Origin of the sequence: Methylobacterium sp. J-001, from assembly GCF_022829565.1 — a bacterium.
In the GTDB taxonomy this organism is placed as follows: Bacteria; Pseudomonadota; Alphaproteobacteria; order Rhizobiales; family Beijerinckiaceae; genus Methylobacterium.
In genome coordinates this window covers 1-18,431 of record NZ_JAKSYN010000168.1, presented here as the reverse complement: position 1 = coordinate 18,431, position 18,431 = coordinate 1, and the positions used below count along the sequence as shown (strand labels likewise).

The 18,431-nt window shown below is 69.3% G+C and carries 26 protein-coding genes; 14 read left to right on the top strand and 12 right to left on the bottom strand.

Annotated features, from left to right (window positions below; all coding sequences use genetic code 11):
* Positions 1-324 precede the first annotated feature (324 nt).
* On the top strand, positions 325-2,352 hold the full coding sequence (gene thrS / locus MKK65_RS21230) for a threonine--tRNA ligase (RefSeq protein WP_243960100.1): 2,028 nt from the start codon (positions 325-327) through the stop codon (positions 2,350-2,352).
* 241 nt (positions 2,353-2,593) lie between these two features.
* On the opposite strand, the gene MKK65_RS21225 is transcribed toward thrS, so the two are convergent.
* The 5 genes from MKK65_RS21225 to MKK65_RS21205 form a co-directional block, all read right to left on the bottom strand.
* Positions 2,594-3,022 carry a hypothetical protein gene (locus MKK65_RS21225; RefSeq protein ID WP_152997607.1) on the bottom strand — a complete coding sequence of 143 codons (429 nt, stop codon included), beginning with the start codon at positions 3,020-3,022 and terminating at the stop codon, positions 2,594-2,596.
* A 76-nt stretch (positions 3,023-3,098) separates the two neighbouring features.
* Entirely contained in the window at positions 3,099-3,332 is a 234-nt protein-coding gene (locus MKK65_RS21220; protein ID WP_243960099.1) for a DUF6894 family protein, read from the bottom strand.
* Positions 3,333-3,466: 134 nt separating this feature from the next.
* Complete coding sequence (locus MKK65_RS21215) at positions 3,467-3,721, bottom strand: hypothetical protein (protein ID WP_058194295.1); 255 nt, start codon at positions 3,719-3,721, stop codon at positions 3,467-3,469.
* Between the two features lie 89 nt (positions 3,722-3,810).
* Positions 3,811-3,996 (bottom strand): hypothetical protein, encoded by a 186-nt coding sequence (locus MKK65_RS21210; RefSeq protein WP_050731805.1) that lies wholly within the window; start codon positions 3,994-3,996, stop codon positions 3,811-3,813.
* Between the two features lie 34 nt (positions 3,997-4,030).
* On the bottom strand, positions 4,031-4,237 hold the full coding sequence (locus MKK65_RS21205; RefSeq protein WP_243960098.1) for a hypothetical protein: 207 nt from the start codon (positions 4,235-4,237) through the stop codon (positions 4,031-4,033).
* Between the two features lie 671 nt (positions 4,238-4,908).
* On the opposite strand from MKK65_RS21205, the gene MKK65_RS21200 reads away from it, so the two are divergent.
* The 5 genes from MKK65_RS21200 (at position 4,909) to MKK65_RS21180 (ending at position 7,330) form a co-directional block, all read left to right on the top strand.
* Complete coding sequence (locus tag MKK65_RS21200) at positions 4,909-5,376, top strand: MucR family transcriptional regulator (RefSeq protein ID WP_058194292.1); 468 nt, start codon at positions 4,909-4,911, stop codon at positions 5,374-5,376.
* Between the two features lie 286 nt (positions 5,377-5,662).
* Positions 5,663-5,938, top strand: coding sequence for a hypothetical protein (locus tag MKK65_RS21195; RefSeq protein ID WP_409565472.1), 276 nt, complete (start codon positions 5,663-5,665; stop codon positions 5,936-5,938).
* A 195-nt stretch (positions 5,939-6,133) separates the two neighbouring features.
* The gene (locus tag MKK65_RS21190) at positions 6,134-6,496 is read left to right on the top strand and encodes a hypothetical protein (protein WP_243960096.1); all 363 of its coding nucleotides are present in this window, start codon (positions 6,134-6,136) and stop codon (positions 6,494-6,496) included.
* Between the two features lie 251 nt (positions 6,497-6,747).
* Entirely contained in the window at positions 6,748-6,930 is a 183-nt protein-coding gene (locus tag MKK65_RS21185) for a hypothetical protein (RefSeq protein WP_058194289.1), read from the top strand.
* A 100-nt stretch (positions 6,931-7,030) separates the two neighbouring features.
* On the top strand, positions 7,031-7,330 hold the full coding sequence (locus tag MKK65_RS21180; RefSeq protein WP_243960095.1) for a PilZ domain-containing protein: 300 nt from the start codon (positions 7,031-7,033) through the stop codon (positions 7,328-7,330).
* Between the two features lie 15 nt (positions 7,331-7,345).
* Here MKK65_RS21180 and MKK65_RS21175 read toward each other — a convergent pair whose 3' ends face one another.
* Complete coding sequence (locus tag MKK65_RS21175) at positions 7,346-7,735, bottom strand: heme utilization protein (RefSeq protein ID WP_243960094.1); 390 nt, start codon at positions 7,733-7,735, stop codon at positions 7,346-7,348.
* Positions 7,736-8,113: 378 nt separating this feature from the next.
* Between MKK65_RS21175 and MKK65_RS21170 the strand changes: the two genes are divergently transcribed.
* Together MKK65_RS21170 and MKK65_RS21165 are read left to right on the top strand one after the other, a co-directional pair.
* Complete coding sequence (locus MKK65_RS21170) at positions 8,114-8,362, top strand: hypothetical protein (RefSeq protein ID WP_058194286.1); 249 nt, start codon at positions 8,114-8,116, stop codon at positions 8,360-8,362.
* 85 nt (positions 8,363-8,447) lie between these two features.
* A complete protein-coding gene (locus MKK65_RS21165; RefSeq protein WP_243960093.1) occupies positions 8,448-8,753 on the top strand; it encodes a hypothetical protein in 306 nt (101 codons plus the stop codon).
* An 18-nt stretch (positions 8,754-8,771) separates the two neighbouring features.
* On the opposite strand, the gene MKK65_RS21160 is transcribed toward MKK65_RS21165, so the two are convergent.
* Positions 8,772-8,966: a hypothetical protein gene (locus MKK65_RS21160; RefSeq protein WP_007566096.1), complete on the bottom strand. Its 195-nt coding sequence runs from the start codon at positions 8,964-8,966 to the stop codon at positions 8,772-8,774.
* Positions 8,967-9,486: 520 nt separating this feature from the next.
* Between MKK65_RS21160 and MKK65_RS21155 the strand changes: the two genes are divergently transcribed.
* Positions 9,487-9,963, top strand: a complete 477-nt coding sequence (locus MKK65_RS21155) for a phasin (RefSeq protein WP_058194283.1) — start codon at positions 9,487-9,489, stop codon at positions 9,961-9,963.
* 103 nt (positions 9,964-10,066) lie between these two features.
* A complete protein-coding gene (locus MKK65_RS21150) occupies positions 10,067-10,309 on the top strand; it encodes a hypothetical protein (protein ID WP_243960092.1) in 243 nt (80 codons plus the stop codon).
* Between the two features lie 53 nt (positions 10,310-10,362).
* On the opposite strand, the gene MKK65_RS21145 is transcribed toward MKK65_RS21150, so the two are convergent.
* Positions 10,363-10,617 (bottom strand): hypothetical protein, encoded by a 255-nt coding sequence (locus MKK65_RS21145; RefSeq protein ID WP_243960091.1) that lies wholly within the window; start codon positions 10,615-10,617, stop codon positions 10,363-10,365.
* A gap of 467 nt (positions 10,618-11,084) precedes the next feature.
* Between MKK65_RS21145 and MKK65_RS21140 the strand changes: the two genes are divergently transcribed.
* A complete protein-coding gene (locus tag MKK65_RS21140; RefSeq protein ID WP_058194280.1) occupies positions 11,085-11,312 on the top strand; it encodes a hypothetical protein in 228 nt (75 codons plus the stop codon).
* Between the two features lie 28 nt (positions 11,313-11,340).
* Here MKK65_RS21140 and MKK65_RS21135 read toward each other — a convergent pair whose 3' ends face one another.
* The 4 genes from MKK65_RS21135 to MKK65_RS21120 form a co-directional block, all read right to left on the bottom strand.
* A complete protein-coding gene (locus tag MKK65_RS21135) occupies positions 11,341-11,667 on the bottom strand; it encodes a hypothetical protein (RefSeq protein ID WP_243960090.1) in 327 nt (108 codons plus the stop codon).
* Between the two features lie 168 nt (positions 11,668-11,835).
* Positions 11,836-12,096: a hypothetical protein gene (locus MKK65_RS21130; protein WP_243960089.1), complete on the bottom strand. Its 261-nt coding sequence runs from the start codon at positions 12,094-12,096 to the stop codon at positions 11,836-11,838.
* A gap of 80 nt (positions 12,097-12,176) precedes the next feature.
* Positions 12,177-13,034 (bottom strand): hypothetical protein, encoded by an 858-nt coding sequence (locus MKK65_RS21125; RefSeq protein WP_243960088.1) that lies wholly within the window; start codon positions 13,032-13,034, stop codon positions 12,177-12,179.
* A gap of 166 nt (positions 13,035-13,200) precedes the next feature.
* Positions 13,201-15,237, bottom strand: a complete 2,037-nt coding sequence (locus tag MKK65_RS21120; protein ID WP_243960087.1) for a molybdopterin-dependent oxidoreductase — start codon at positions 15,235-15,237, stop codon at positions 13,201-13,203.
* A 226-nt stretch (positions 15,238-15,463) separates the two neighbouring features.
* Between MKK65_RS21120 and MKK65_RS21115 the strand changes: the two genes are divergently transcribed.
* The 3 genes from MKK65_RS21115 to MKK65_RS21105 all read left to right on the top strand — a co-directional run bounded on the left by MKK65_RS21115 (position 15,464) and on the right by MKK65_RS21105 (position 18,281).
* Complete coding sequence (locus MKK65_RS21115) at positions 15,464-17,548, top strand: hypothetical protein (RefSeq protein ID WP_409565471.1); 2,085 nt, start codon at positions 15,464-15,466, stop codon at positions 17,546-17,548.
* A 197-nt stretch (positions 17,549-17,745) separates the two neighbouring features.
* The gene (locus MKK65_RS21110) at positions 17,746-18,012 is read left to right on the top strand and encodes a hypothetical protein (RefSeq protein WP_279596879.1); all 267 of its coding nucleotides are present in this window, start codon (positions 17,746-17,748) and stop codon (positions 18,010-18,012) included.
* A gap of 98 nt (positions 18,013-18,110) precedes the next feature.
* Positions 18,111-18,281 carry a hypothetical protein gene (locus tag MKK65_RS21105; protein ID WP_201025807.1) on the top strand — a complete coding sequence of 57 codons (171 nt, stop codon included), beginning with the start codon at positions 18,111-18,113 and terminating at the stop codon, positions 18,279-18,281.
* The last annotated feature ends 150 nt before the right edge of the window (positions 18,282-18,431 follow it).

Genomic DNA, 18,431 nt, shown 5'->3' with positions numbered 1-18,431 from the left:
GGGTCGCCGCGGGGATCGGATCCCGCGCGTATCTGGCCGACACCTGGGTCCCCGCGGCGTCCCGCGTCCCTCGTGCTGGGTCTGTGATTGGTTCTCTTGGGCCATGCCCCCGGCGCCGCGAGGCGGGTGGGGACGATGACGTGTGTCCGGAGGTCGAACGATGAATCCAGCCCGTGCCGAAGGATAGAGCCGATCAGAGCGCATGCACCGCGCGCCGTTCCCTCGCCAAAAAAAAGAAATCGGTCTACACGGCCGCTCCCCGAAGACGCCCCTGACGACGCTTACCTGCCCCGTATGCAGGACTGAGCCTGGAGAGCCTGAACCATGCCGATTCTCACCTTCCCCGACGGCAACACGCGGGAGGTCGCCGCCGGCACCACCGGCCGCAGCGTGGTCGAGGGCATCGCCAAGTCCCTGGCCAAGCGCACGGTCGCCATGGCGCTCGACGGCACGGTCGCCGACCTAGACGATTCGATCGCCCAGGATGCCCGCATCGAGTTCCTGGACCGGACCGACCCGCGCAGCCTCGAGCTGATCCGCCACGATTGCGCGCACGTGCTGGCCGAGGCCGTGCAGTCCTTGTGGCCGGAGACGCAGGTCACGATCGGCCCGGTGATCGAGAACGGCTTCTATTACGACTTCTATCGCGAGACCCCGTTCACGCCCGAGGACTTCCCGAAGATCGAGGCGCGGATGCGCGAGATCATCGCGCGCGATGCGCCCTTCACCAAGGAAGTCTGGAAGCGCGAGGACGTCCGGGCTTTGTTCGAAGGCAAGCAGGAAAAGTTCAAGGTCGAGCTGGTCGACGCGATCCCGCCCGGCGAGGACCTGAAGATCTATCGTCAGGGCGAGTGGTTCGACCTGTGCCGCGGCCCGCACATGACCTCGACGGCCAAGGTCGGCACCGCCTTCAAGCTCATGAAGGTCGCGGGCGCCTATTGGCGCGGTGATTCGAACAACCCGATGCTGACGCGCATCTACGGCACGGCCTGGGCGAACCAGGCCGATCTCGACGGCTACCTGCACCGGCTCGAGGAGGCCGAGCGCCGGGATCACCGGCGGCTCGGCCGGGAGATGGACCTGTTCCACTTCCAGGAGGAGGGGCCGGGCGTCGTCTTCTGGCACGCCAAGGGCTGGACGATCTTCCAGGAACTGATCGCGTATATGCGCCGCCGGCTACGGGGCGACTACGCCGAGGTGAACGCGCCGCAGATCCTCGACAAGGCTCTGTGGGAGACCTCCGGCCACTGGGGCTGGTATCGGGAGAACATGTTCGCCGCGCAATCGGCGGGCGACGAGGCCGAGGACAAGCGCTGGTTCGCCCTCAAGCCGATGAACTGCCCGGGCCATGTTCAGATCTTCAAGCACGGCCTGAAATCCTACCGCGATCTGCCCCTGAGGCTCGCCGAGTTCGGCGTGGTCCACCGCTACGAGCCCTCCGGGGCCATGCACGGGCTGATGCGGGTGCGCGGCTTCACGCAGGACGACGCCCACGTCTTCTGCACCGAGGATCAGCTGGCCGACGAGTGCCTGAAGATCAACGATCTGATCCTGTCGACCTACGCGGATTTCGGCTTCGGCGAGATCGTCGTGAAGCTCTCGACGCGGCCCGAGAAGCGCGTCGGCTCGGATGCGCTCTGGGACCATGCCGAGGAGGTGATGACCCGGGTGCTCGCGCAGATCGAGGCGCAGTCGGCCGGCCGGATCCGCACGGAGGTCAACCCGGGGGAGGGCGCGTTCTACGGGCCAAAATTCGAGTATGTCCTGCGCGATGCCATCGGCCGCGACTGGCAATGCGGCACCACCCAGGTGGACTTCAACCTGCCCGAGCGGTTCGGCGCCTTCTACATCGACGCCGACGGCGCCCGGAAGCCGCCCGTGATGGTGCACCGGGCGATCTGCGGCTCGATGGAGCGGTTCACCGGCATCCTGATCGAGCATTTCGCCGGGCATTTCCCACTCTGGCTGTCGCCGGTCCAGGTGGTGGTAGCCACGATCACCGGCGAGGCCGATTCCTACGCCCATGAGGTGATCCGCGCCCTGGATCGTGCCGGGCTGCGGGTCGAGGCGGATCTGCGCAACGAGAAGATCAACTACAAGGTCCGGGAGCATTCGCTCGCCAAGGTGCCGGTCCTGCTGGCGCTGGGCAAGCGCGAGGCCGAGGAGCGCACGGTTTCGATCCGCCGGCTCGGCAGCCAGCAGACCCGGACGCTGCCGCTCGCCGAGGCGGTGGCGGCCTTCGTCGACGAGGCGACCGCCCCGGATCGCCGCCGGGCGCAGGCCGTGGCCGACACGGTCCCGACCAGCGACACCGTCCTCGACGGGCATCACGGCGTGCACGACACGCCCTGAGGCCTTCTCGAAGCACACGATCCCCGTCTCGCCGAGAGGCAGGAGCGCGACGGGAAAAGCGGATCCATCCCCGCGCCCTCCGGGGCGGGGATGGTCCGGAGCCGATGCGCGCATCGGATCTGCCGCGGGCGGACAATCGTGCGGCGACCGCGGCACCGGACGCCATGACGGCGCCGTGCGGCGGGGCGCCTCGGCCGTGCCCCGCCCGCCGCAGTCTTCCTGTCGCGGAAGGCGGTCTGGCTCAGCGGGCCTTGTCGTGCTCCGCGAGGCCGACGGCTTTGTAATCGTAGGTCGGGTAGAACTCGGTCCGGTAGGCGCCCCAGGCGGTATCCTCCAGGACGCGGTTGATCTCGCGGAGCCGGGTGGCGGGCAGCCGCAGGGTGATGATCTGCCCGATGCCCATGACGACGTTCCAGGAGACCACCTCGATCCCCGGCGGCGGGAAGGCCTTGTAGAAGCCCTGCTTGGCGAGCTGCTCATTCAGCTCGGCCAGGGGGCGCGACTGGTCATGCCGCAGGAAGACGGTGAGCAGGATGGCATTGTCCGGCGTCGCCGCGGCCGCGCCGGTCTGGGGCGGCGGTGTGGTCTGGGCCATGGCGGACCCTCCGGCGGAGGCCATCAGCAGAAGGGCCGCCAAGACTGATCCGGTCGCGATCGTCGCGCGTGTCATGCATTCTCCTCGGCCATCAGCGCGACACCAACGCGCGCAGGTCCGCTTCCGTCGCCGCCGACCGCAGCCCCGGCGTTCAGCCGGGTTCGACATCGTAGGACAGGCGCAGCCGCAGGCGGACGGCTCCCTGCTCGTCCCGGATAGCGATCACATAATCCTGCCGGACCTGCGGGTCAGACAGCCCCTGCGCGATCCGGGTCATCATGCGGACCGCCTGGGCCTGCGCGGCGCCGAGATCGGGCAGGTCGAAGCCCTTGTGGTCGCGAACCAGGTTCGCGCCATCGTGGAGATCGATGAAGTATCGGGGCACGGATATTGGCTCTGGGCACACGATCGTTCACCAGCATCGTGCTACGTTGTTTCTACGTAGTGTCCAGAGGGACGCCGATACATTTCGCTGGTGTCGCATCAGCTGCCCGAGCGATCCCGGGACCGACGGGCGCCTCAGCCGCCCTGAAGGCTCTCGGCGAAGTCCTCCGGCACCTCACCGAACTGGCCAAGGATGGTCACGCCTTCGAGCTCGCCGGTTTCGTCGTCGGCGACCACCTTCAAAGCCGCGGCCCCCGGCATGCGGGCAGCCAAAGCCTCGGCTTTTTTGAGGGCGCCGAACTCACTCTGGGCAGGCTCCTGCCGGGCCGGCCGCAGCCGCTTCCGGTGCAGCTCGAACGGCTGCACCACGAATGTTGTCTTCATCGCCATCCGCTACCTTTGAAGCACGCGGGGCGGTTGCGATAGAGCGATGACGTCCGAATACGGCGCGCCCCGGCACAAGCCGGAGGCGGGACCCGTCACAGACTGCGGGTCGTGACCCCGAGCGCCAGCAACGCGTAGGCGCCGATGAAAAACCATTGCCGATGCGCCACCACGGTCCGCCCGACCATGGGGATGCGCGTGTAGAGGCTGGCGACGGCCAGGCCGATGAGCACGGCCGAGACCAGGAAGGTGAGGAGGCGCGGGGCTGACAGCGTGGGCATAGCCCATGCTCGCGCTAGGACGGTTACCGGCGCGTTACCGATCGAGCCCTGGGACGCGGGGCCGGTCCGGCGTCAGCGGCCCGGTGGAGCCTGGCAGCAGCCCGACCTGGGCCAGCCACAGGGCCATGATCGCCCCGGCGATCAAGGTGGCGAGCGAGGCCAGCCGGCCGGTCCAGCGCCGCGTGATGATCATGACGGCCAGGACGACCAGAAGGGCGAAGAGGAGAGCAAGCAGGAGCATGATCGCGCAATGCCACGGCTTGGCCCTGTCGTCACCGAGAGAACAGCGGCCCGGGCAAATACTGTTCGCCCATGAGTTGAGAACCTTAGGGGTCCCGATCACGCAAGGTCGGATCTCGCCCAGTCCGGGATCCAGATGCGCGACCGAATCAAGATCGTGCAGAGGCGGCAAGCCCGAGCCGCCGCCGCATACCGTATCACAAAGGTCACGCTTGTCTCATGCGCTTGGAGACAAGGATCTCGCCGCATCGACCACCGCCTTAGACAATCCTGCCAGAACTGATTACAGTTTGTCACACCCCATTTCAGAACTGTCTTCGATCGGACGATCGAACAACTTCATCAGTAAAAACGACGCACCCGCCGTTAAGACCTGGGATGCTCCGCCTCGTCGGATCGGGGGCGTCTCGGAACCGCGTCCGCACCGGCAAACCATTTAATCCGGGTCCCCGCAAGCGATTGGCTGGGATGCGGAAACACTGGCGCAGTGGTTATCGAAGCCGCTGCCCTCGCGGATAGTTCACCTGACGGTTGTGCCAGAATTTCCCAGCCTGACGCGGCAGCATGCGCAGCGCTCATAACCGAAATGCACGCCGTTCTAGGGCTTTGTAACTTGCATTCGGCCGGGAGAAGTAGCAAATCGCCGGTGAGGGGCATGTCGGGAACCATGAAGTGACAGAAGAAACCATTGTGCACACACCAGATTTGATCGGACTGGCCGGTGACATCGTCGCCGCCTACGTGTCGAACAACCCTGTTCCGGCTGCCGAGCTGCCGGCGCTGATCGCCCGTGTGCACGGCGCGATAGCCGGTCTCGCCTCCGGGACGAGCCCCGTCGGGGCCAGCGCGGTCGTGGGTGAAGCGGTCGACAAGCCGACCCCGGCGCAGATCCGCAAGTCGGTCCAGCACGACGGAATCGTCAGCTTCATCGACGGCAAGACCTACAAGACCTTGAAGCGGCATCTGACCGCAAACGGCCTAAGCCCTCAGAGCTACCGCGAGCGCTACGGTCTGCCGGCCGATTACCCGATGGTCGCACCGAGCTACGCCGAGCAGCGCTCCGCCCTCGCCAAGGCGATCGGCCTGGGCCAACCCGGAGCCATGGCCGAGCGCGACCGCAAGGGCCGCAAGGCAGCCTGAACGCACTGGGCGCCTCCGGCGGCGGACGCCGCCGAGGTCATTCCGCGCGCTGATATTCAGGCGTGCACGCGCTCCGGCTCACCCCATCCGTTGACCGCGTGCCGTCATTCCGTCTCTCAAGCGATGCGATCGACGCCCGATCGCCGGCCCAAGGCCGTAACCACGATCGTTGCCGCGCAGCCACACAGGCCGACGACATGCAGCGACACGGATAAGCTGCCACACTCTGCACAAAGCTGATGCCCACGCCGGATCCCGAGAGTGATTGGTGCGGGATCGAAGCATGATGAAGCGTGAGCAGACGAGAACCGACACGGTCGTGGCGTTCCCGGCCCATATCGCGCCCACCGTGGCCGACGAGGACACCGCGTCGGTGATCGCCGTGCTGCAGGACCAGCTGGCGCTCGCCCGGGAGGGCCGGCTGCGCTCGGTGGCCGTCGTCTCGGTCTCCACGGATGGCGAGGCGATCGGCACGCAATGGTCGTGCAAGGGCACCGACATCTCCAGCCTGATCGGCAAGCTCACCGTGCTCACGCACGACATGATGTCGGCCCGGAAGTAACCGGAGCGTAAGGCGGGCCGGAGGGAACAAGCTTTAAAGGCCATGACGGGCTGCCGCCCGACGGCACCGCGCTGCGATGTCGCTTCGCGACGCCTCTCGCCGGGTCTGTATCCGGGATGGGCGGCCCTATCTCTGCGTCATGGACCGCCGCCGACGCGCTGATCCGGCTTTCAGCCCGCAGAGGAAGATTCGACCATGAGACGCGCCCTGCTCGCCGCCGCGCTGGCCGCGGCGACCCTATCGTCCGGCCCAACGGCGGCGCAGGACGAGAAGCGGGCCGAGACGATCGACGGGCTGGTGCGGATCGTTGGCGCCCAGGCCGGCATCGTCCTGTATTGCCGTACGTTCTACACGGTGGACGATACGGTCTCCGAAGGCCTGTCCCGGACCGTCCGCAGGGCACTCGACGCCGCCCTCGGCGCACGTAAAGCCCGGACCGCCATCGCGGAAGAAGGGCGGCGCGTCGCCAAGACAATCGCCGAGGTCGGGGCGGAGCAATGGTGCGCCGACCAGCGCGATATCCTCAACACCGACGGCGTGCGGGTCTTCGTCGACTGAGGGCTGCTGTTGCGGTGGTTGATGGAAGCGCTCGGGACGGCCGGGACCATCCCCAGAAAAAGCTGCGGCGCAAGTGAGATCTGGCAGGTTCAACCACGCCCGTTCTGCAATGCAGAACAGATTATCTCCTTGTTCGCGCTCAGATCGTCTGTCATGTTTCGACGACGGACGAGCGAAAGCAGATCACGCCGGCTGTGATCGTCCGGACAAGAGCCCGAAGGGCCAGGAGACCGGCGTCGGAGGGTCACGCCATGTCCACACCGATCATCATCGCCATCGCGCTAGTCGTGTTCGGCGCTGCGCTTACGATCTTCGCTTTCGCCCGCGCGCCTCGATCGAACGATTTCGCGGGCTGGGACGTGATGTTCATGAGTGGGATCGGTGCCGTCGCGCTCGGTTTTCTCGCGACGCTGGTCGGGGTCGTCACCGGGTAGCGGGGCTTTCGACGCGAATACGGACAATCCGACACGATTCCAGAACCTCTTCTGAACCCGAGGCGCCGATCCTGCGCGCCTTGAGGTTCACGAGGCGGCGATGCTTGACCGACGGAGCGCTCCGCGCACGTTCCTGAACGAGACCGGCAGCATCTCAGTCGACGAGCATCGCAGCCTGCCTTGCATCGTCTACGACCGTTCCGTCGGCGGCGTCCGTGTCGCTCTGCCGGAAGCGGAAATCGTACCCGATCGGTTCGTGCTCAGCATCGATGGCAGCAGCGAGATCCTCATCTGCCGGGCGGTTTGGCGCAAGGCTGAGGAGATCGGAGCAGCGACGAACGATCCGAAGGCCGGACGGTCGAGCCGACCGAGCCTTCGTCGCGAGGCGGCACCGGCGTAAGGCGCCTCGGGCGGGTCAGCCCGAGCGCCGGGCGTTCCACCGGCCGCTGCACGTGATCGCACCGCCGCTCGTGCGCCAAGTGCCGCTGCCGGCACCCTGGGTATCCAGGCTGCCGGCGATCGGGACCGTGTTGGATCCGCTGGTGATCGTGGCCTGGACGCTGCCGCTGGCCGAGACGCCGCCGTCGATATCGACCTCGTCCCCGGGGATCGATGCGTCGCTGTTCTTGATCTGGACCTGGTAGCTGGTCTGAGCGGAACAGGGTCCTTCGGACGTGGTCGCCACGATGGTCCAGGCTCCGTCGTACCGATTGGGGATCTTGACCTTCCGGGTGACCGCGGAGGCAGGGGACAGGATGCCGACGATCAAGGTCGCGGCAAGGATCGGGGTAAGGCAGCGGTTCACGGGCAGCTCACGGGCTCGCGCAGCCAAGGCCAGCCACGCGGAGACAGAACCGCGGAGCCGCCGAAACGGTTGCCGCGGCCGATCAGGAGCCGGCACATTCGCCCGCGACGACCGTTCTGTTCGTGCCGGGCCTACCGAATGCAGGTTGCGGCAAAGACGCGGGGAACACGTCATGCCCGATCCGAGATCGCCGAACGCCGACGACGCGCCGATACCCGATCTGCCCCAGGGGCTGCCGACACCGCCGAATACCGGCGACATGCCGCCGCCCCGGCTTCCGCCTGCCCCTGAGGACGATCCCGCGCCGCCCCACCGGGATCCTGCGCCGGATATCGACGACGTCTCGGGTTTATGACCACGACGCGAAGGACCCGATCGATGCGCCGGTGGCTGAGCTTCTCCGCCTGCCTGGGATCGGTCCTGGCAGCCTCGGCCGCCGAGCCACTGACCATCGAGCGGCTCAGTGCCGACGGTTGGGAGATAGCCGGCTATACCGGCACTTTCGACAATCGATCTTCGCTGATCCTGTTTCGGCGGAAGGACACCAAGTACCTCGTGCAGTGCTCGATTCTGTACGATGTGACTCGCAACCCGCGGGTGATCACCAACTGCTACGAGTTGCACTGAGAGCGTCCTGGCAGTTCGCGCCGTGCCAGCGTGAACTTCGCCGGCCCACACCCGTTGCCGTCCGAAACCAAGACCGGACGGATTCATGACACGCACGACGATCCTGCTCTCGAGCGCCCTGACCCTGCTGCTGGCCGGCCCGGCCGCCGCGCAGGTGGTCACAGGCGGCGCCGGCAATACTGGCGTGACCGCCCCACCCTCGACCGGCGGCGTGGGGGCTGGCACGGTGGGAAGCGGCCCCAACGCTCAGATCACCACGGGCACGATGGCCAATCCCAGCAATTCATCCGTCCCAGGCACCACGCCGGGGGTGAATATCGGCGGCACCCCGACCAGCGGACCGCCCGGGACCGGCGGCACGGCGGGTGGCCCGTCCCTCGGCAACCGCTAAGACGCTCGCCGCGTCGGCTCACTCACCCCAATCGATGTCCAGCGACCGCTCGAACGCGGCCGCGGACATCTCCTTACCCTTGGGATCGGCGACCATGATCTCCCGGAACCCGCGCCGGGCAAGTTCCCAGGTCTTCTCCATGGCCTGCTCGTCGGTCCCGCACGCGAAGGTCATGACGCGGCCGGACGGATCGATCCCCTTGACGGTGAACACGACACTCTCCTCGTTCTTCCGCCCGCATATAGCGCGGCGAATGCGATCCCGGCCACTCGGCGACTGATGTTCCGGGAGTTGCGGCGCACACGCTGCATTGCCTCAGGCATCGTCCCAAAAACGTTGTGCCCGGTTTTCGCCGAAGGTGCTTCGAATCGAAAGCTCGGATCCGATCGCAGTATCCAGGGTGCAAGTTTCGACACAGGGAAGTATCGAATGATTGATTCGCGTGAACGCGGGACCGTTCCGGAACGGTCCACTCCCCCGTCCGTCAATTCGGATCCGGAAATCGTATCCACGGATACCGTGCCGGATGCCTTAAAACCTCTGCCGATCCCGGGAGACGAACCGGAGGTCGGGCTGTCGCAGAAGGGGGGCGGCGAGGACGCGATCGTCCGACGCGAGACAGAGATCTGACGGATCCGCCGTTCCGTTACCCGATGATCCCTGGACCTGCCGACTTGTGCAGTGCACAATAAATTCTGCCGCGGCCGGACATGCGGCTGACAGGAGACCAGTCATGGCGAACATCCCGAGCTTCGAGGTCCCCCCGCAGATGCGCGATCTGGCCGAGACCAGCGTCGAGCAGGCCCGCAAGGCCTTCGGGACTTTCATCGGTTCCGCCCGGCGCGCCACCGACACGATGCAGGGCTCTACGGAGTTGGCTCGCACCAATGCGCAGGACATGTACTCTCGCAATCTCGAGTACGCCGAGCAGAACGTCCGCGCCGCCTTCGACCTGGCGCAGAAAATCGCGGCCGCACGGTCGTTCCCGGAGGCGATGCAGCTCCAAGCCGAGTACGTTCGGGAGCGCTTCGCGGCCATGCAAGCTCAGGCCAAGGAACTCGGCGGCCTCGCCCAGGGCGCATTCCAGCAAGGTGCGGAGCGCGCCAAGTCGGCGGTGCAGCAGGGCGTTGACGACACGCAGAAGGCGATGAAGCAGGGGCAGGATGCCGTCCAGCAGACGCAGCACGCCGCTGAGCAGGCGTCGCACTAGCGAGTTGCAGGCGCGAGGCCGCGGGCTCCCGGAGCCGCCGCCTCGGTCGTGGACCGGCGACGCATCCCGGTGTCGCCGCTTCTATCCAGGCGTGGAGTTGCTGATGATGTACGGCGAGGTTGGCCGTCTGGCGGACGAGGCCATCCGGCTGAGCATCCGCCAGGCGGAGAACGCCGCCCTTCTCGCGGTTGCCATCCAGTACGCCTGGCTGGACGTCTATCTGGAGAGCTATCGGGTCACGGGCGCCGCCATGCGTGCCGAACTGGGCCAGCAAGCTCGGACCCGCCGCCTAATCCAGCGCGGCGTCTCACCAATTATCGCCGCCCAGGAACTGCATATCGTCTAATCGGCGCCGCGCCGCAGGAATCCCCGTCCGGCGCGGCAAGCCGTGTGATGCGCTCAGCGGTTCGTGTCAGCCGAGGCCTGGACCATCGGCCGATCGAGGGTCGCCACCGGGCGGCCGACATTGCGGGTGGCCGAGACCGGCTGGGGCGTGGTGGTCAGGTCGCTGACCGAACGGGCCTGCGTGGCGGCGCGGGCCTGCTCCTGATACAGCGGCGGGGTGAGGTTCAGGCTGTCATCCGCGGCGGCGGGGCCGGCGAGGATGGTGGCCGTCGTGAGCGCCGCCGACGCGAGGATGAGAATCGTGCGCATGGTGCGTCTCCGGTTCGATCGCGGAATGCAATCGCTAGACACATGAGACCACGGATTTGTGCAGTGCGGCATGCTTATTTTGCATTGCAACATACCGCAGAGGATGCAGTTTTTTGCGATTATCGTATCGCACCTGCAGGGAACAACGTTCCTAAGATCAATTGACGCATGCATTCCGAACAAATGAAATAAATTTCACCCCATGAACTCTCAAATATAAATTGAAATCGCGACAGATTTAATTTCGCTCGGCGTCCGGTGAACCGCCAGGAGCGGTGTGGTTCCGCGCAGTATTTCGATTCCCCCGCGGGTCCTGGCCGTTGTGGGGCCGACGGCCCGGGGATTAGCTGCGAACACACGTCGAAGCGCCCTGATCGATCGGACACAAAGCAGCAACCTGATCGCCAGCTCCACGTCACATAGATGGGCTAGATGAGGTCCAATCTTCGCATATCCGGAGCGCGACCATGACGCCCGCTGATCTCGACAAGCGCGCCGAATTGACCGTGTGGCCGAGCCGCTCGCACGGGCGTTCCGCGAAGGGCCGTCCCTTCGCCACCCTGCGCGAGGCCCTCGCCGTCGCGGCGCAGGCGATCGAAGCCGAGGATGCCGAGCCCTGGATCATCACCGAGGAGGGTGACGTGCTCTCGCCGCGCTGGATCCGAGCGAACACCCGGTCCCGCGCCCTTCAGTGATCGGAGGGTCAGGAGCGGCGCGGGGCGCTCAGCACCCGATGCAGATGTCGTGCACCACATGTTCCCGACGGGGTCCGGTGCGTTGGTTCGGGAGCCGCCCCTCGATCGACGTAAAGCCGCTGCCGAGCGCCTGAAGGCGCCGCCGGCCATTGGCGGGATCCGCTGACGTGGAAGGGGGCGCCGGCGCGGCGGCCTCGGGGGGCGGCGCCGGGTTCGGGGCGCTGTCGGCCATGCCCGGATCGGGAAGGGACATCACCATGCCCTGGGCGGGCGGAGTCGCGGCGAACTCGCCTGCTTGAGCGGACGAGGCCGCGCAGGCCAGGGCGACGAGGATCAGCCGACACGATACCGGCATCAAAGTCTCTCCGCGAATCTCGCTCGATGATCGCCGGCGCCATCACGCGCCGACGGGGTGAGTGTTGAGCATGAGGGGCCATCCGGCGAGCCAGTACCTCGTTCGGCGCCAGGCACTCGCTCGCATCGTCCCGACGGGTCGCTGCGGCCTTTCGGATCAGACGAGGTGCTAGTAGGCCCGGCCGTAGAATGGCTTGGATTCCGGACGATAGCGGTCACCGACCGGCCAAGTATAGGGTTGATCCTTGCCGGTCCGGATGTCGGAGCCGAATTTCGGCGTGTTAAACCCGATGCCGTGAAGGCTGCCGGCCCGGCCCTTGGCGCCCGGCATCGTGGTGCCAGCATCGCGGGCCAGCGCCACGCTCGACATCCCGACGACGAGAACAGCCGCAAGCGAAACGCGGCCCAGTCCCATGGCTTTTTGCATCATCGCCTCCCGTCCCGGCTGAGGTACCGTTGCAGAAGGAACGGCAGCGCTTCCGACCGGTTCCGCCACTCGGTGCGGTCCCGTCAGAAGCCGTTCCCGCCCCCGAAACAGGCCACCGCCAAAGGCCCGGTGCAGGCCGTGTCGGCCTGGGCGGTCCCGGCCGCGATACCCGCGCCCCCGGCCGCTCCGCCGCCACCCCGAACCGTGCTGCCGGTCGTATCCGGTTCCGTGACCGCGTTGGCACCGCTCGCGATCCCGGCGCCGCCGAACGAGCCGCCGCCGTTCGCCGTGGGTGTCGCCGACACGGCCGAATTGACGTTCAGGCCGGTCGAGCTGGCACCGATCCCGCCGAAGCCGCCGGCCCCGAACGAGGCCGCCGACGAGGCCGAATTGGCGTTCGTGTTCAGGCTGGTGGCGATCGCCGATCCGCCGCCGATCCCACCCGTGCCGAACGACGAGAAGGCGTTGCCCGAGATCGACCCGATCGCCGAACTCGACGAGGTGTTGAAGCCGCTGCGCGTCCCGGTCGCCCCGATCGTGCTGCCGGTCCCGGACGAGCCGGAAATTGCGCTGCTGGCTCCGGTCGAGCGAGAGGTCGTGCTGCTGGTAATGCCGGCGCCGCCGGTCGTGCCGACCCCGGTCAGGCCGAGCCGGCCGGTGCTGCCGCTCGCGCCCGATGGCGGTGCGATGCCGCCGCTTCCGGAGCCTCCGCCGCCGAAGCTGAGCTGGCCCGCATTCACCAGCCCGCCGCCCTGGGCCGAGAGGGTCGGGAACGGGCCGGTGGTGGACCCGCCGCCGAGGCTGAGCTGTCCGGGATTGGCGAACGCCGTGACCGGTTCCAGCGAGGCCGCCGAGGGTGCAGACGCGGTGGCGGACAGGCTCTGGGCCCAGGCCGATGAGGCGATCGGGAGCAGCAGGGCGGCAGCGAGGAGAACCCGCATGGCTGGTAACGTCCACGAAACAGTGTGTCTGCAGCCAACCTTGCCGATTCAGGCGGGTTCCACCTTGAGGTTTGACGAAGCACGGATCCATCGGGGCGCCGCCCCGCCACGCCGCCAAAGGGCCGAGCCCTTTGAGATCCTGCTTTTCGCCAATACGGGCCGCTTGTCAGGCGGCCCGGACCCAAACCGCGGTGTCGTGGAAGGTGGCGCCGTCATTGGGGGCGGCCGGGGTGTCGCCGATCAGCGCGTTGATGCCGCGTCCGCCCGAGAAGGCGGCGGACGGCCACAGGCTCTCCACCACCACGATCCCGGGTGGCTGCCCCTCGGCGAGACGGGCATGCAGCCGGACCTGGCCGCGGGTGTTGCCGATCTCCACCGCGTCACCGGTGGCGATCCCGAGGCGGGCGCCGTCCGCCGGATGGAGGAGGCAGGTCGGACGCCCCTCGCGCCGGATCGATTCCGGGCTGTTGGTGAAGGTGGTGTTGAGGAACTGGCGGGCCGGCGGCGCGAGCATCCGGAACGGCCGCTCCGCATCGGCCGGCTCCGACACCGCCCAATGGTCCGGCAGGGCCGGCATGCCGGCGGCGCGCGGCCCGAGCGCCGACCAGTCCGGGCTGAACCGGAAGCGCCCGTCCGGATGGCCGAAGCCGGTGAGGAAGTGGCTCTCGGCGAAGCTCGGCTGCGCGTCAATCCAGCGCTCGCGCTCCAGCCTGTCGAGGCCGCCCCAGCCGGAGCGGGCCAGAGTGGCGTCGGCCAGCTCCCGAGCGCCCAAGGCGAAGCCCGCATGCGCGGCCCCCAGTCGCGCGGCGAGGGCGGCGATCAGGTCGTGGTTGGAGCGGCATTCCCCCGGCGGCTCCAGCAGCGCCGGCCCGGACTGGATGTGGCTGTGGCCGCCGGCCCCGTAGATGTCGTCATGCTCCAGGAAGGTGGTGGCCGGCAGCACCAGATCGGCGAGCGCGGCCGTCTCGGTCATGAACTGCTCGTGCACGGCCACGAACACGTCCGGCCGTAGCAGGCCGGCGCGCACGCGGTTGCTGTCCGGCGCGGAGGCCGCCGGGTTGGCCGACTGGATCAGCATGGCGCGCACCGGCGGCCCGCCCTGGAGGGCCTCCGCATCGTCGGCCAGGATCGCGCCGATCCGGCTCATGTCGAGCTCGCGCACCCCCGGGGCCTTGGCGTCGAGACCCTCGGTCAGGGTCTTGTCCCAGTTGAAGATCGCGGCGTTCTGCCAGAGGGCGCCGCCGCCCTCGTGCTGCCAGGCGCCGGTCACGGTGGGCAGGCAGGTCACCGCGTGGAGGTTGACCGCGCCGTTGCGCGTCCGGGTGAAGCCGAAGCCGCAGCGGATGTAGCTGCGCGGCGTCGAGCCGTAGAGCGCCGCGAAGGCTTCGATCTCCGCGACCGTGAGGCCGGTGATCGCAGCCGCCCAGTCCGGGGTTCGGGTCGCGACATGGGCCTCCAAAGCCGCCGTGTCCTCGGCATGGGCCGCGAGATAGGCCCGGTCGGCGTGGCCATCGCGGAACAGCACGTGGAGCACCGCGCAGGCGAGCGCGCCGTCGGTGCCGGGCCGGGGGGCGAGGTGGAGGTCGGCCGCTGCCGCGGTGCCGGTGCGGTAGGGATCGATCACCACCAGCTTGGCGCCCCGCGTCTTGCGGGCCCGGCTGATGTGGCTCATCGCGTTGACCTGGGTGCTCACCGGGTTTCCGCCCCAGACCACGATCAGGTCGGAGAGGGCCATCTCCCGCGGGTCCGGGCCGGCGACGCGGCCGATGCCGGCGCTCCAGCCGGCGATGGCGATCGATGTGCAGATGGTTCGCTTGCGGCGGGAATAGCCCATCACATGGGTCAACCGGTGGATGCCGTCGCGCTGGACGAGGCCCATCGTGCCGCCTGAGTTGTATGGCCAGACCGCCTCCGGGCCGTGGCGTTCGGCGGCCGCCGTGAAGGCGCCGGCCAGGCGATCGAGGGCGGCGTCCCACGAGATCGGGCGCCACGCGCCGCCGCCCTTCGGGCCAACCCGTTCCAGCGGTTGAAGAATCCGGTCCGGATGGTGAACGCGCTCGCCGTAGCGGCTGACCTTCGCGCAGATCACGCCGGCGGTGTAGGGGTTGTCGCCGCCCTTCACCGAGACGACGCGGCCGTCGGCCACCTGCACGTCCAGGCTGCAGGCGGAGGGGCAATCGTGCGGGCAGACGGTCCGGGCCAAGCGACCAACTCCGTGGCGGTGTCTCGCGGGGGTTGCAGGCTTGATGCAAGCGCCGTGCATTTTTGAGGCGACATCCGGCGAAGGCCACGCGAAGGCTGCGATTGTCCGCCCGCGGCCGTTCGGGGAACCGGCGAAGAACTCCGGCCCGTCCCGTCGCAGAATTGGTCTTCATCCTGCCGGATTGGCGGTATGGTCTCGCCGCCCGGATCCGCTTGAACCCACGATTGTGATTTTGTCCGAAGTGTTCGCTCTAGGCTTGCGCCGCGCTGGCTGGCTCGCCGGTCTGCCCGCGCTCGCGCTGATCTGGGCAAGCGCGACCCTCTACGCCGCCCCGCAGATCGCCGAGAGCCTCGAGGCGGCGGGCGCGCGCGTCGCGGCCGGCACCGCCACCGCCACCGGCGAGCCCTGGCTGCGGCTGGAGGCGCGGGGGCGGGACCTCGCGGCGGAGGGCGAGGCGCCGGATGTCGGCGAGCGCGAGACCGTGCTGGCGAAGCTCGCCGTCCTGGAGGGGCCCCGGCGGATCGTGTCGGAGGTCGGGCTGGTGGAGACGGCCGCGCCGTTCCAATGGGCCGCGATCCGTACCGGCACCGCCCGGGTGGCGCTGGAGGGCAGCCGCCCGGCGGAGATCGGACGCCGGGCCCTGGAGGCGCGGATCACCGGGGCGCTGGCGCCCGGCACCCATCTCGACGACACCGCCCCGGCGGCCCGGGGGGCGCCCCCCGATTTCGCCAGCGCCGCGGCCTTCCTGGCGGCGCGCCTGTCCGGGCTGGCCAAGGGCGGGCGGGCGGCGTTGAGCGACACGGTGCTCAGCCTGTCCGGCGAGGCCCTGGACGTGCCCGCCTATGAGGCGCTGCGGGCCGCCCTGGCGGACCCGCCGGCCGGTTTCAGCGTCGGGCGGATCGAGATCGTGCCGCCCGCGGTGGCGCGGTTCCGGTTCACGGTGGCGAAATCGGCCCGGGGGATCGTGCTCGACGGGTTCGCGCCGTCGGCGGCGGACCGGGAGGCGGCCCTGCGCGCCGCCGCGGAGGCCGTGCCCGGCGGCACCGTGCAGGACCGGCTGCTCACCGCCCGGGGGCTCGACCCGGCGATCGACCCCAAGGCCCTGATCGGCTTCGCGTTCAAGCTGGCCGAGCTGATCCAGACCGGCACCGTCACCTTCGCGGACGACACCCTGGCGGTCACCGGCGACGCCATCGACGCCCAGGCGATTCCCGATGCCGCCGCGCTGATGCGCGAGGGCCGGCCCGCCGGGGTGAAGCCCGGCCCGGTGACGCTGGCGGCCCGGCCGCTCTCGCCCTACCGGGTGGCGATCCGCCGGACCCCGGAGGCGGTGACGCTGACCGGCCACCTGCCCGACGACGCGACCCGGGAGCGGGTGCTCGCCGCCCTGCGGCCGCGCCTGTTCCGCGAGCCGGTGATCGACCGGACGCGCCTGGCCGAGGGCGCGCCGCCCGATCTCGGCGCGGCGCTCGCCGCAGCCGCCCCCCTGGTGGTGAACCTGGCGACCGGGGAGGTGGCGGTGTCGGACCGGGCGCTGACGCTCACCGGCGAGAGCCTCTACCGCGAGGCCGCCGCCCGGGTGCCGGATCGGCTGGCCGAGGCGCTGCCCCCCGGCTGGACCGGACAGGCCGCCGTCACGGCCCGGCAGTCCCCCGAGACCCGCGACCCGGCCACCTGCCGGGCCGAGGCCGCCGCGACGCTCGCGGGGGCCTCCCTGCGCTTCCCGGCCGGGGGCGCGACCCTGACGCCGGCCTTCTACCCCGTCCTCGACGCCCTGGCGGTCCTGGCCAAGGCCTGCCCGTCCTTGCGCCTCGCGGTCTCGGCCCCCGCCGATCCGGCCAAGCCCAAGCCGGCCCCGGCGGCCGGGGAGGGGGCCGCCGCCCCCGAGGTCCCGCCGACCCCGATGGCCACCGCCCAGCCGGAGGCCCCGGCGGCGACCGGCGCGTCCAAGGTGCCAACGAAAGAGCTGTCGCAGGAGCCGGCCAGGACCCCGCCCAAGCCCGCCGCGAAGGCGCATCCGGAGCCCGAGACCCACGCGGCCCCGAAGAAGGCCGAGCCCGCCAAGCCCGCAGACGCCAAGCCCGCAGCTGCCAAGCCCGCAGCCGCGAAACCCGCCGGCACCAGGACGCCCCCCGCCCCGAAAACCGAAACCAAGCCGAAGGTGGCCGCCGACGATCCGCCCCTCGACCTGCCGCGGCTGCGCGCCCAGGCTGTGATCGAGTATCTGCTCCAGGCCGGGGTCCGGCCGGACCAGGTCGGCGCCGGGCCGGACGCGCCGGCCGGCCCCGTCACCTTCGCGCTGCTGCCGTGACGGCCGGGCCGCGCGCCCGCGCCGGTTTGCGCCTATGATCGCCGCCCTCCCGTCATGGCGCGGGGTGACAGGCCGGGCCAAGCAGACGGAATTCGTATGAGACCGACACAGACCCCGATCCGTCCCCCGCACCGCAGGATGAGGGTGCGGGTGGGACAGCCCTGTCCAAGAACCGCCCGGGAGGCGGGACGGCCGTGATGCTGCTGCTTGCCGGATACTGGCCCGGGCTCGCCGGGGCGGGTGCGCTCGGCCTGCTGGTCGGGGCGCTGACGGGCTGGCCGGCCCGGCCGATCGTACCCCTGGCCCTGTGCGGGCTGGCGGCCCTGCTGGCGGGGATCGCGGTGGCCGGGATCGTGCCGGGCCTCCCCGGCCTGTGGCTGGAGGGCGCCGGCCTGCTCCTGCCGGCCTATCTCGCGGGCTGCGGCCTCGGCGCCCTGGCGCGCCATCGGGTCGCCCGTCCCTGAGATCGCGACCCGCGCCCGGACGGGAACCGATCCGCCCCCCGGCGACGTTGCTTCTGCGAGAATGGCCCCTGGGGCCTTCAACCAGAAGAGGCGACCCGATGCCGAACCTGACGCGCTCTGCCCGCCGCTACGCCCTCCGCCTGCCGCGCCCCCGGGCCGGCGCCGCCGCCACCGGCCTGTTCCTGGCCGCCCTGGCGCTCTCCGCCGCCACCGTGCCCCTGGCCGAGCCGACGCTGGCCAGCACCGCCCAGGCCTCGCTCGCCCGCTGAGGAGTGACGGGGGAGGGGCTCCACTGGAAGATCCGCCCCGCCCGTGACGCGCGCGCTCCCTCTCCCATCTGCGGGGGAGGCTAGCAGATTCACACATCGGGATTGTTCTGCGGCAAGCCTCTGAAACACCACGCGTTTCCCCTCCCCCTT